At 61.3% G+C, this 12874-nt stretch carries 8 protein-coding genes and 4 pseudogenes; 1 reads left to right on the top strand and 11 read right to left on the bottom strand.

The features are described 5' to 3' along the window. The first annotated feature begins 351 nt into the window (after positions 1 to 351). Entirely contained in the window at positions 352 to 3579 is a 3228-nt protein-coding gene (gene rne / locus JFV26_RS08800; protein ID WP_201191526.1) for a ribonuclease E, read from the top strand. 150 nt (positions 3580 to 3729) lie between these two features. On the opposite strand, the gene JFV26_RS08805 is transcribed toward rne, so the two are convergent. The 11 genes and pseudogenes from JFV26_RS08805 to JFV26_RS08855 form a co-directional block, all read right to left on the bottom strand. Then, complete coding sequence (locus JFV26_RS08805; RefSeq protein WP_201191528.1) at positions 3730 to 4320, bottom strand: nucleotidyltransferase family protein; 591 nt, start codon at positions 4318 to 4320, stop codon at positions 3730 to 3732. Continuing rightward, a pseudogene (locus tag JFV26_RS08810) lies at positions 4317 to 5299 on the bottom strand (XdhC family protein). The gene JFV26_RS08805 and the pseudogene JFV26_RS08810 overlap by 4 nt, the downstream one beginning before the upstream one ends. Beyond that, positions 5299 to 7618: pseudogene (locus JFV26_RS08815) on the bottom strand (molybdopterin cofactor-binding domain-containing protein). Before JFV26_RS08815 ends, JFV26_RS08810 begins: the two co-directional pseudogenes overlap by 1 nt. Beyond that, positions 7615 to 8085, bottom strand: a complete 471-nt coding sequence (locus JFV26_RS08820; RefSeq protein ID WP_201191530.1) for a (2Fe-2S)-binding protein — start codon at positions 8083 to 8085, stop codon at positions 7615 to 7617. The pseudogene JFV26_RS08815 and the gene JFV26_RS08820 overlap by 4 nt, the downstream one beginning before the upstream one ends. Before the next feature lie 242 nt (positions 8086 to 8327). Continuing rightward, a complete protein-coding gene (gene murB / locus JFV26_RS08825; protein ID WP_201191532.1) occupies positions 8328 to 9347 on the bottom strand; it encodes a UDP-N-acetylmuramate dehydrogenase in 1020 nt (339 codons plus the stop codon). Then, the gene (locus JFV26_RS08830; protein ID WP_201191534.1) at positions 9344 to 9808 is read right to left on the bottom strand and encodes a low molecular weight protein-tyrosine-phosphatase; all 465 of its coding nucleotides are present in this window, start codon (positions 9806 to 9808) and stop codon (positions 9344 to 9346) included. Before JFV26_RS08830 ends, murB begins: the two co-directional genes overlap by 4 nt. Then, positions 9808 to 10571 (bottom strand): annotated as a pseudogene (gene kdsB, locus JFV26_RS08835) (3-deoxy-manno-octulosonate cytidylyltransferase). Before kdsB ends, JFV26_RS08830 begins: the two are co-directional and overlap by 1 nt. Next, entirely contained in the window at positions 10568 to 10753 is a 186-nt protein-coding gene (locus tag JFV26_RS08840; RefSeq protein WP_201191536.1) for a Trm112 family protein, read from the bottom strand. The pseudogene kdsB and the gene JFV26_RS08840 overlap by 4 nt, the downstream one beginning before the upstream one ends. A 25-nt stretch (positions 10754 to 10778) precedes the next feature. Continuing rightward, a complete protein-coding gene (gene lpxK / locus JFV26_RS08845; RefSeq protein WP_201191538.1) occupies positions 10779 to 11789 on the bottom strand; it encodes a tetraacyldisaccharide 4'-kinase in 1011 nt (336 codons plus the stop codon). Continuing rightward, positions 11789 to 12217 (bottom strand): biopolymer transporter ExbD, encoded by a 429-nt coding sequence (locus JFV26_RS08850; RefSeq protein WP_201191540.1) that lies wholly within the window; start codon positions 12215 to 12217, stop codon positions 11789 to 11791. The genes lpxK and JFV26_RS08850 overlap by 1 nt, the downstream gene beginning before the upstream one ends. Further along, a pseudogene (locus tag JFV26_RS08855) lies at positions 12214 to 12848 on the bottom strand (MotA/TolQ/ExbB proton channel family protein). The gene JFV26_RS08850 and the pseudogene JFV26_RS08855 overlap by 4 nt, the downstream one beginning before the upstream one ends. Positions 12849 to 12874: the final 26 nt, after the last annotated feature.

Below are 12874 nucleotides of genomic sequence, written 5' to 3' on the forward strand. Positions count from 1 at the left end.
CCCTTTCGGAGCTCACGGTAAATGCCAACCCGCTGCGGATTCTGCGCGCGGCAGCACCCGAATTATCAGGGATACGTGTAGGGTGGAGATGCACAACCGCTGGACTGTGTAGCAATAGGCTTTATCAAGACGCTTCATCTCGTCCACAGCCGCCGGTTGATTCCTCCTCCTGACTGAGTGCTTAAGTAGCCACAGCAAGCAGGACGCGTACGTCGCGACGCCGGCCCACATTGGCCGGACATCGCTAGACACTGGAGTGTCCAACCACACTCCTGACGCACCTGACACCGACCGTGAGAAGTCGTGTGTGCCGAACGCCGTTTCCGGCAGCCCGGAAACCGACGGTACTACATGAAAAGAATGCTGATTAACGCAACTCAACCCGAAGAGTTGCGTGTTGCACTGGTAGATGGCCAACGCCTCTACGACCTGGACATCGAATCCGGTGCACGCGAGCAGAAAAAGGCCAACATCTATAAAGGCCGGATTACTCGCATCGAACCAAGCCTTGAGGCTGCCTTTGTCGATTTCGGCTCTGAGCGCCACGGCTTCCTGCCCCTCAAAGAAATCTCCCGCGAATACTTCAAGAAAGCCCCCGAAGGCCGCGTCAACATTAAAGACGTCCTGACCGAAGGCCAGGAAGTTATCGTTCAGGTCGAAAAAGAAGAACGTGGCAACAAGGGCGCAGCCCTGACCACTTTCATCAGCCTGGCCGGTCGTTACCTGGTGCTGATGCCGAACAACCCGCGTGCCGGCGGTATCTCCCGTCGCATCGAAGGCGAAGAGCGCAACGAACTGCGTGAAGCCCTGAACGGTCTGGTTGCTCCAGCCGACATGGGCCTGATCGTTCGCACTGCCGGCCTGGGCCGCAGCAGCGAAGAAATGCAGTGGGACCTCGACTACCTGCTGCAACTGTGGACCGCTATCAAAGAAGCCTCGCTGGATCGCTCCGCGCCGTTCCTGATCTACCAGGAAAGTAACGTGATCATCCGCGCCATCCGCGATTACCTGCGCCAGGACATCGGCGAAGTGCTGATCGACAGCGTTGAAGCCCAGGACGAAGCCCTGACCTTCATCCGCCAGGTGATGCCGCAGTACGCCAGCAAGATCAAGCTGTACGAAGACAGCGTTCCGCTGTTCAACCGTTTCCAGATCGAAAGCCAGATCGAGACCGCTTTCCAGCGCGTCGTTGAACTGCCTTCCGGCGGTTCCATCGTTATCGATCCGACCGAAGCCCTGGTGTCCATCGACATCAACTCGGCGCGCGCCACCAAAGGCAGCGACATCGAAGAAACCGCCCTGCAGACCAACCTTGAAGCCGCCGAAGAAATCGCCCGTCAGTTGCGCTTGCGCGACATCGGCGGCCTGATCGTCATCGACTTCATCGACATGACCCCTGCCAAGAACCAGCGCGCCGTGGAAGAGAAAGTCCGCGAATGCCTGGAAGCTGACCGCGCCCGCGTGCAAGTCGGTCGCATCTCGCGCTTCGGCCTGCTGGAAATGTCCCGTCAGCGCCTGCGTCCATCGCTGGGCGAAAGCAGCGGCATCGTTTGCCCGCGTTGCAACGGCACCGGCATCATCCGTGACGTCGAATCGCTGTCGCTGGCGATCCTGCGCCTGATCGAAGAAGAAGCCCTGAAAGACCGCACCGCCGAAGTTCGTGCACAAGTGCCAATCCCGGTGGCTGCGTTCCTGCTCAACGAAAAACGCAACTCGATCACCAAGATCGAACTGCGCACCCGTGCCCGCATCGTCATTCTGCCGAACGATCACCTCGAAACGCCGCACTTCGAAGTTCAGCGTCTGCGCGATGACAGCCCGGAAGCCCACATCAACCAGTCCAGCTACGAAATCGCCGCTGCCGCTGCCGAAGTGGAAGAAGTCCAGCCAGCCGCTGCGACCCGCACCCTGGTTCGCCAGGAAGCCGCAGTCAAGACTGCACCGGCCCGCGCCAACGCTCCGGTTCCGGCCGAAGTCGTCGCTGTCGCTCCTGTTGCTGCACCGGTTGCCGTACCAGAGCCAAGCCTGTTCAAAGGCCTGGTGAAGTCGCTGGTCAGCCTGTTCGCGACTAAAGAAGAGCCAGCCGCTCCGGTCGTGGTTGAGAAGCCTGCGACCACCGAGCGTCCGGCGCGTAATGAAGAGCGTCGCAACGGTCGTCAACAGAGCCGCAACCGTAATGGTCGCCGCGATGAAGAACGCAAGCCTCGTGAGGAACGTGCACCGCGTGAAGAACGCGCACCACGCGAACCGCGTGAAGAGCGTCAGCCACGCGAAGCCCGTGAAGAGACCACTGCGCCAGTCGTTGCTCGCGAAGAACGCGCACCACGCGCCCCTCGTGAAGAACGCGCACCGCGCGCTCCTCGTGAAGATCGCAAGCCACGTGGCGACCGCGAAGAGCGTCCGGTTCGTGAACTGCGTGAACCACTGGATGCCGCTCCTGCTGTTGCAGCCGCTGCCGTTGCTGCTACCGCTGAAGAGCGTCCAGCCCGTCAGCCACGCGAAGAACGCGCTCCACGCCCACCGCGTGAAGAACGTCAGCCACGTGCCGAACAGGAAACTGTTGCCACAGTCTCCGAAGAGGAACTGCTGACCAACGAAGAGCAACTGCAGGAAGACGGTCAGGAAGGCGCCGAAGGCGATCGTCCACGCCGTCGCTCCCGCGGCCAGCGTCGTCGCAGCAACCGTCGCGAGCGTCAACGTGATGCCAACGGCAACGTGATCGAAGGTTCGGAAGAGTCCGAATCTGCCGAAGGCAGCGAAGGCAGCGAAGCCAACGAAGCACCAAGCACTGCCGATCTGGCCGCCGGCTTGGCGGTTACCGCAGCCGTTGCCAGCACCGTGATCAGCGCACCGGCTGAAGCCGAGGCTAACGAGCAAGCCGAACGCGCCACTGCTGCCGTGCAGGAAACTGCCCCGGTAGAAGCGCCGGTCGTTGAGGCAACTACCCCGGTAGAAACCACAGCCGCTCCGGAAGTTGAAGTAGCGCCGGTTCGTGAAGCACAGCCTGAAGTTCAAGCTGCCGCCGAACCTGCTTTCGTCGCTGAGCCAGTGGTTGTCGCAGAACCGGTTGTCGAAACGATCACCGAAACGGTGACCGAAGCTGTCCGCGAAGTTCGTGAAGAGCAAACCGCGTTCAACTGGGTTGCCGAGCCAGTCGTCGAAGCCCCAGCGCCAGTCGCTGAAGCCCCGGTAGCTGAAGCCATGGTCTCCGAGCCAGTGGTTGTGGCTGCCGAGCCTGCTCCAGTGGTTGAAGCCCCGGTTGTAGCCGAAGTGGTTGCACCAGTGGTGGAAGCGGCCCCAGTCAGCGCCCTGACCGAAAATGGCCGTGCGCCGAACGACCCGCGTGAAGTGCGTCGCCGCAAGCGTGAAGCCGAGCGTCTGCAGAAAGAAGCCGAACTGGCTGCCACGGCTGCACCGGTTGCTGCTGAAGTTGTCGAGGCAGCCCCTGCCCCGATTGCCGAAGTCGCTGCCGAGCCGGTTGAGTCCGTAATCGACGAAGCACCACGCTCCGTTCAGGACGCGGTACAGCAACACGAACAAGCCCTGGAAAAAGAACACGAGCCTAAACCTCTCGTCTGACTCCATCGGCCACTAAAAAGCCCCGCCTGGTGATCCAGGCGGGGCTTTTTTATGTCGCATTTTAAGATCAAAAGATCGCAGCCTTCGGCAGCTCCTACATGGGAATGCGTTCTCCTGTAGGAGCTGCCGAAGGCTGCGATCTTTTGATCTTTATACAAACACCAATTTCTCTGGGACATCCACGTCCCACAACACGCCGGGATCATCCACCACCACCTCAACCACCGTTGCCTGAGCAAACAATGGCTTCGCCCCCCGATCGCCCGACAACCCCATAAGCCCCGGACCAAAACGGCGTCCAAACCCAACCGGATGCCCAAACTCGCCCTCATGCACTGGCACGCTGATGCAATCGTCGGTAATCCCCGCCACCAACCGCTCAATGCTCGACGGCAGGATGAACGGCATATCCCCCAGCACAATCAGCCAGCCAGCCAATTGCGCACAGGCCGACACCCCGGCGGCGATGCTATCGCCCATGCCCGTGGATTCGATCAACACGATCTCGTAACCATAAGCCTTGGCCATGCGAATCACCTGCGGGCGATCTTCGGTGGTCACCAGCACACGTTTCTCAATCGACGCCGGCAGATTCACCAGCACCTGCTCGATCACCGAGCGCACCGCACCGTCGCGTCCGAGACAGTCGGCCAGCAGCTTGTCCTTGTCAGGACCCGCTACTTGCCGAAACCGGCGCCCCTGCCCCGCCGCCAGCACGATGACGCCGATGGATTCACTCATACGTCCTCCCGCAACGGCTTCTTCTGCTTCAGTTCGACGCCGTTCTTGATCGCCACAATCTCGGCCAGCAGCGACAAGGCGATTTCCGCCGGAGAGTGGCTGCCGATGTGCAGACCAATCGGACCGTGCAGCCGATTGATGGCCTGTTCAGACAAGCCTAGCTGCGCCAGATTGTCCCGGCGCTTCAGGCTGTTGACCCGCGAACCCAGGGCTCCAACGTAAAACGCCTTGGAGTCCAGCGCCGTGAGCAGCGCCATGTCATCCAGCCGCGGGTCGTGGGTCAGGGCGACGATGGCCGTGCGTTCGTCAGTCTGGATGTTCAGCACGGCCTCGTCGGGCATGCCCGGCACGAAGCGACCGTGTTGCTCTTCCCAGCCATAGACGAACTCGGTGCGCGGATCACAGATCAACACTTCGAAATCCAGCAGCCGGGCCATTTGCGCGACGTACCGCGACAGCTGCCCGGCACCGATCAGCAACAATCGCCAGCGCGGACCGTAAATGGCGCGCAAGGTGTTGCCGTCAAAACTCAGCGCATCGGTTTTGCTCGCCGATTGCACAACCACTTCACCGGTCGCGAGATCCAGCGAACGCGCGACGATTTCATGGGCTTCGCAACGGGCCAGCAACTCGGCGACCCACGCCGGATCGCCGACGCGTTCCTCGGTCAGGCGCAACGTGCCGCCACACGGCAAACCGAACCGCGCCGCCTCCTCACGGGTGACGCCGTAGGTGATCAACTGCACCCGCGGTCCGTCGGCTGGAATCCGGCCATCGTGCAGCCGCGCGATCAGATCGTCCTCGACACAACCGCCCGACACCGAGCCAATTACCACGCCGTCTTCACGCAAGGCCAGCATCGCACCCGGCGCCCGGGCGCCGTGCCCCAGGTCTGGACCACGCTGTACAACACCACTCGCTGGCCGGCGCGGCGCCATTCGAGCACGCTGCGCAGGACGTTCAGATCGACGCTGTCCATCAGGCGTCAGCCTTCTGCCAGCCCTGCAATTGATAGCGAACCGGCAGGCTGCGGACGCGTTTACCGGTGGCGGCAAAGATCGCGTTGCACAGTGCCGGCGCAATAGGCGGCACGCCCGGTTCACCGACCCCGCCCAACGGCACCTCGCCCGGCGGCGTGACCAGATGCACCGCGACTTCTTTCGGCGCCAGGGACATGCGCGCCACTTCGTACATATGGAAGTTGTCCTGCTGAACCTTGCCGTCCTTGAAGCTGATTTCGCCAAGCACCGCGTTGCCCAGGCCCATGACGCAGGCGCCTTCGAACTGCGAGCGAATCCGCTCCGGGTTGATCTGCGGGCCGCAATCGACGGCGATGTCAGCCTTGTGCACGATCAAGGTACCGTCGTCTTTGACTTCGACTTCGATCACCGCCGCCACATAGGTGACGAAGCTGTAATGCACCGCCAGCCCCAGGCCTCGGCCCTTGGGCAACTTGCGCCCCCAACCGGCAGCCTTGGCGGCGGTTTCCAGCACCGTGCGCATCCGTGCGGTGTCGATCGGATAACGCTCGGGGGATTCGCCGTAGTTCCACTCTTCACTCAAAGTCCGCGGATCGATCTGACGATCCGGGCCGAGCAACTGGATCTGGTATTTGAGCGGATCCTGGCCGGCCTTGTGGGCCAATTCATCGACGAAGGTCTGAATCGCGAAGCCGTGGGGAATGTTCGACACCGAGCGATACCAGCCGACCCGGTGTGAACCATCGCTTCCGGGTTTTCCAGGCGCACGTTGGGAATCGCGTAAGCCATGTTGGTGAAACCCATGCCCAACTCGAACGCCGCCTCGTGGTTCATGCCCGGGCGAACAGCGCGGTGATGCTCGGCGCGACAGTACGGTGCAGCCAGCCGGACGGCATGCCGTCCTTGTCGAGGCTGGCCTTCAGGTATTCGGCGGACACGGTGTGGAAATACGAACAATGGATGTCGTCTTCACGGGTCCATTGCACGCGCACAGCCTTGCCGGGGAATTCCTTGGCGAGGATAGCCGCTTCGACAACAAAGTCCGGCTTGGATTTTCGACCGAAACCACCGCCCAGCAAGGTGACGTTAAACGTGACGTTATCGAACGGCAGGCCAAGGCGTTCGCCAATTCGCTCGCGGGTGACTTGCGGCGCCTGGCTCGGCGCCCAGGCTTCGCACACGCCATCCTTGTAGCGGGCGATGGCGACCATTGGCTCCATTGGCGATTGCGCAAGGTGCGGCAAATAGTAGGACGCTTCAAGGGTGCTGCCGGCGCTGGCCAAGGCCTTGTCGATGTCACCGGTATTGCGCACCACTTTGCCGGGTTTGAGCGACGCGGCTTCCAGTTCCTTGCGGTAGGCAATCGAGTCGTAACTGGCGTTGGGGCCGTCGTCCCACTCGATTTTCAGCGCTTCGCGGCCCTTGATTGCAGCCCAGGTGTTGCTGGCCACCACCGCCACGCCACCCAATGGCTGGAATTCGGACGGCAGCGGACGGCTTTCTATCTGCAAGACCTTGATCACGCCCGGGACTTTCATTGTGTCGCTGGCATCGAAAGATTTGACCTTGCCGCCATACACCGCAGGCCGGGCGATAGTCGCGTAGAGCATGCCGTCGAAATGCACATCGGCACCGTAGACCGCACGACCATTGACGATGTCAGCACCGTCGATGGCGCGCACATCTTCCTTACCGATGTAGCGAAATTCCGACGGTTGCTTGAGCCGCAGGCTGTCGCGGGCCGGCACCGCCAGTGCACTGGCAGCGGCGGCCAACGCACCGTAACCCAGTTCGCGACCGGTGGGCTGGTGAATGACTTTGTGCAGGTTCGCGCGGCATTCGCTGACAGGGACTTTCCACTGCCCGGCGGCGGCTTGTTCCAGCATGGTCCGCGCGGCAGCACCGCAACGGCGCATCGGCTCGTACCAATGACGCATGCTGCGCGAACCGTCGGTGTCCTGGTTGCCGAAGCGCACTTCATCGCCCGGCGCCTGTTGCACCTTGACCAGCGCCCAATCGGCGTCCAGTTCATCGGCCACCACCATGCTCAGGCTGGTGCGCACGCCCTGGCCCATTTCCGACCGATTGCAGACCACGGTCACCGTGCCGTCGGCGGCAATGCTGACGTAGACCTTCGGATCATCGATCCAGCCGTTGGGCATGCCGTCGGCACCGAATTTCTTCGGTTTGTCTTCGGCGAAGGCGTCTTGCCAACCCCAACTGGCGGCGAGCACCAACGCACTGGTGGCGCCGACGCCTTTGAGAAAACCGCGACGGCTGAGGTTGCTCAGGGCGAAGTCATTCGGGAGCTGTCTCATGCCTTGGCCTCCTTCAGGTGCGTGGACGCTTGGCGAATCGCGGTCTTGATGCGGTTGTAAGTACCGCAGCGGCAGATGTTGCCGACCATCGCTTCTTCGATTTGCTCGTCGCTGGGGTTAGGGTTGGTCTTGAGCAACGCCGTGGCCGACATGATCTGCCCACCCTGGCAGAAACCGCACTGGGCGACGGCGGTGTCGAGCCAGGCTTGCTGGACGACTTGCCCGACCGGATCGGCGTGCAGGTTATCGATGGTGCTGACGTTTTGGCCGACCACCGAACCAATCGGCGTGATGCAGCTACGGGCCGGCAAACCGTCGATATGGATGGTGCAGGCGCCGCACAGGCCCATGCCGCAGCCGAATTTGGTGCCGTTGTAACCGGCCACGTCGCGGATCGCCCAGAGCAGCGGCATATCCTCGGTTACATCGAGTTGATGGTCTTGGCCATTGAGTTTCAGGGTAATCATGGGCACGCCCGCATATGGTCATGGTTATGGGGTCGAGCAATCTGCCGCCAGGGGTTAGCGGTGGGTTCACGCAGATCGGCTCAGGCTAATGGGCTCTCTTACGCAAACGGCAACGTCTGCATCGGGCCTTTGGTGGAGCAAATGCTTGCATCGTTAGGGGGCTAAGTTAACCCAGCATTAACAAAAAAGCCCTGCACATTTGAAGTGTGCAGGGCTTCGAAATCGATCCTGAAAGCGTAGCCTCAATAGCGATTGGGCTCCATTTCCAGCTCGACGCTGAATCGTTGCGAAATATCTTTCTGAATCCGCTGCGCCAGCGCCAGCAATTGCAAACCGGTTGCGTCGCCATAGTTGACCAGCACCAGCGCCTGCAATTTATGCACGCCGGCATCAGCCTCACGGAAACCTTTCCAGCCAGCCTTCTCGATCAACCAGCCGGCCGCCAGTTTCATTTGCCCATCCGGTTGCGAATAGGCCACCAGGTCCGGGTATTCGCCCTTGAGCCGTGCCACCAGCGCCGCCGGCACCAAAGGGTTTTTGAAGAAACTGCCGGCATTGCCGAGCACCAGCGGGTCCGGGAGTTTTTCACTGCGGATGCTGCAAATTGCCTGGCTGACATCGGTCGGCGTCGGCTGATCAATGCCCTGTTCGGTCAAGCGCTGACGCACCGGGCCGTATTCCAGATGCAAATGTGCGGTGCGGTTCAGGGTGAACCGAACCCGCAGGATCAACCATCGGCCCGGCTGCTGTTTGAACAGGCTATCGCGGTAGGCGAAATTGCATTCTGCCAGCGTGAAGTCGCGCAACTCGCCGGTCTGGCGATCCAGCGCGGTGAGGCCGGCGAACACGTCTTTGATCTCGACGCCATAAGCGCCGATATTTTGCATCGGTGCCGCGCCAACGGTGCCGGGGATCAGGCTGAGGTTTTCCAGGCCCGACAACCCCTGAGCCAAGGTGTGTTGAACAAACGGATGCCAAGGCTCGCCCGCCTCGGCTTCGATCACCACCTGGCTGCCGCCATCGCTCAAAACGCGAATGCCGCGAGTGGCCATGCGCAGCACCAGTGCCTGGATATCAGCGGTCAGCAACAAATTGCTGCCACCGCCAATCACCAACAGCGGCACAGCGTTCGTCGCGGCATAGGCCAGGGCTTCGCGCACGTCGGCATCGCTGTGGGCTTCGGCGAACAGTTGCGCCTGGACGTCGACGCCAAAACTGTTGAACGGCTTGAGGGAAACGCCGGGGTGTACCTGCAGACTCATAACCGTCCCTTTAACTCGATCACCAGTAGATCACTGGCGCGCTCGATCAAATCCAGTACTTGCTCAAAGCCTTGGTCGCCGTCGTAATACGGGTCCGGCACTTCGTCGACGTCTGAAGCGTAGCGGCGCAGGAACAAATCCAGCTCAGCCTTGCCCTTGGCCGGTTGCAGGGCCTTGAGGTTGCGCAGGTTGCTGTTGTCCATCGCCAGGATCAGGTCGCAGGTGGCGAAATCGGCACGGCTGACTAGCCGAGCACGTTGGGCTGACAAGTCATAACCGCGCAACTTGGCCGCGGCCTGGCTGCGTTTGTCCGCAGCCTTGCCGACGTGCCAGTCACCTGTCCCGGCGGAGGCCACTTCGATTTGACCGGCCAGCCCCGCCTCGCGCAACTTGTGCCGCAGCACACCTTCCGCCGTAGGCGAACGGCAGATGTTGCCCAGGCAGACGAACAGAACCCGCATCAGGCCTCCAGCAGGCGACGAACGCGCTCAAGGTCTTCGACGGTATCAACGCCGGTCGGCGGTGCGATCAGCGCATCGGCAACGTGAATCCGCACGCCGTGCCACAGGGCTCGCAGTTGTTCCAGGGATTCGGTGTTTTCCAGCCAGCACGGGCCCCAGTTGACGAAGTCATGCAGGAAACCGGCGCGGTAGGCATAGATGCCGATGTGGCGCCGATACGGCACGCCTTCCGGCAACTGGTCGCGGTTCCTGGCGAACGCATCCGGGCCCACGGCAATGTCGAACGGCTGAAGGTCAGCGCCAGGCCATTGAGGTCGCTGACGACCTTGACCACATTGGGGTTGAACAGGGTTTCCACGTCTTCGATCGGCTCAGCCAATGTGGCCATGCCTGCTTCGGTGTGGGCAGCCAGGTTGGCCGCGACCTGATCGATCACACTCGGCGGGATCAGCGGCTCGTCGCCCTGAACGTTGACGACGATGGCGTCGGGCGCCAGACCAAGTTTCGCGGCGACTTCGGCCAGGCGATCAGTGCCTGAATTGTGATCTTCACGGGTCAGCACCACTTCAGCGCCAAAACCTTTACAGGCCTCGACGATGCGGCTGTCGTCCGTGGCGACGACCACGCGCTGGGCGCCGCTTTTGCTCGCCTGCTCCCAGACGTGCTGGATCATCGGCTTACCGGCGATTAACAGCAGCGGTTTGCCTGGCAGGCGGGTGGAGGCGTAACGCGAAGGAATGACAACGGTAAAGGCGGTGGTCATTTATCCAGACGCTCGTCGGTGGTCAGGGTGCGGGCTTCGGTTTCGAGCATCACCGGGATGCCGTCGCGAATCGGGTATGCCAGGCCTGCGCCCTTGCTGATCAGCTCGGTCTTGTCGGCGCTGAGTTTGAGCGGGCCTTTGCAGACCGGGCAAGCGAGGATATCGAGCAATTTGTTGTCCATGAGCATTCCCTGGATAAAAATGGATTTAAGGCAAAAGACGAGCGGGCAACAGGCGCATCAGCTGCGTATCGAACCAGGCCACGAAGGCCGGCGACGGCACAGCATCGACCGCCAGGTACCACCAATCGGCGGCGGCAAAGGCACGGCACTTCACCGCATCCTTTTCGGTCATCACCAACGGCAATGACGGTGTGAAATTCAAGGCCTGCACGCTGTATTCGGCATGGTCGGCAAATGCGTGGGGTACGGGCTGCCAGTGTAGCGTTTCGAGGGTTTTGAAGAAACGCTGCGGATTGCCGATCCCGGCAACAGCATGCAGGGCCTGGCCTGCCGGAAAATGGTCGAGGGGTCGACGTTCGCCGGTTTTCAAATTGATCAGGGCAGTGGGTTGCAGTTGAAAGGCAAAACCGTCGTCGCGATCATTGGTGGCGCCGTTGTAGAGCACGGCGTCGACGCTTTGCAGACGCTCGATCGGTTCGCGCAATGGCCCGGCGGGCAGGCAACGTTTATTGCCCAGGCCACGGACGGCATCGATCAGCACCAGTTCCAGGTCGCGGGCCAATCGATAATGCTGCATGCCGTCGTCGGACAGGATCAGGTCCAGCGGTTCATTGGCCAACAAGGCTTTGACGGCGCTGCTGCGATCCGGGTCGATCATCACCGGCACGCCGGTGCGCTGGACGATCAGCAGCGGCTCATCGCCGGCGATGTCGGCGCTTTGATCGGCTTCGACCCGCCACGGCAACTGCGGCGGCTTGGCGCCATAGCCACGGCTGACCACGCCGACCCGCAATCCGCTTCTCTGACAGTGCTCGATCATCCACAGAATCATCGGCGTCTTGCCGGTGCCACCGACGGTGATATTGCCCACGACAATCAGCGGAACCGCAGGTTGATAGATTTCGCCCTCACCCGCCAGAAAACGTTCGCGCCTGGCATTGACCACCCGCCGATACAGCCATTCCAGTGGCTGCAACAACTTCAGGGCCGGATGACCTTCGTACCACGCGGCGAGCAAACGATCAGACATGGCCATCAGTGCGCCGGCGCTGCCTCGACGGTGGTCATGCGCAGATGGCTGAAACCGAGCTTGCCGGCGGCGTCCATGGCGGTGATGACGGATTGATGCTGAGTCTTGCCGTCAGCGCTGATGGAAAGCGGCATATTAGTGTCGCCGTTGGACTCTTTCTGCAACGCGTCCATCAGGCTGGCCAGGTCGTTCTTGGGCAACAACTGGTTGTTCACCGAAAACACACCTTCGGCGCTGATGGCGATGTCCAGTTGCTTGAGCTGCTGGTCTTCAGCCGGCGAGCCGCTGACGGCTTCCGGCAGTTCGACGCGCAACTGGGTTTCACGGGTAAAGGTGGTGGTCACAACGAAAAACAGCAGCAGGACAAACACCACGTCGATCAGCGACACGAGATTGATGTCCACGTTCTCACGTTGCTTGCGGCGGAATTTCACGCTTTGCCCTCGGCCAGATCAACGTCACGGTCGCCCTGCACCACTTCAACCAGCTTGATGGCTTCCTGCTCCATCCCCACCACCAGCTCATCGATGCGCCGTTGCAGGAACCGGTGGAAGAATACCGACGGGATACCGACGATCAGGCCCGAAGCCGTGGTGATCAAGGCTTTGGAAATACCGCCGGCCAGCACCGCGGCGTTGGTGGTCATGCCCGTACCCATGAACGAACTGAAGATATCGATCATGCCCAGCACCGTCCCCAGCAACCCGAGCAACGGGGCCATGGCGGCGATGGTGCCCAGGGCGTTGATGTAACGCTCCAGTTCGTGGATGACCCGGCGGCGGCCTCTTCGATGCACTCTTTCATGATCTCGCGACCATGTTTGGAGTTGGCCAGGCCCGCGGCCAGGATTTCACCCAATGGCGAGTTGGCGCGCAGTTCCTTGAGCTTCTCTTTATTGAGTTGCTTGTCTTTGATCCAGACCCAGACCTGCCCGAGCAAGTGCTCCGGGGTCACACGGCTGGCACGCAGGGTCCACAGACGTTCGGCAACGATCGCCATTGCCGCGATGGAACTCAGAATGATCGGCAGCATCATCCAGCCGCCGGATTTGACCAATTCCCACACAGTGACAGTCCCCTCGAAAAAGTGCG

The sequence above is a fragment of the Pseudomonas sp. TH31 genome, assembly GCF_016650815.1.
Classification (GTDB): domain Bacteria; phylum Pseudomonadota; class Gammaproteobacteria; order Pseudomonadales; family Pseudomonadaceae; genus Aquipseudomonas.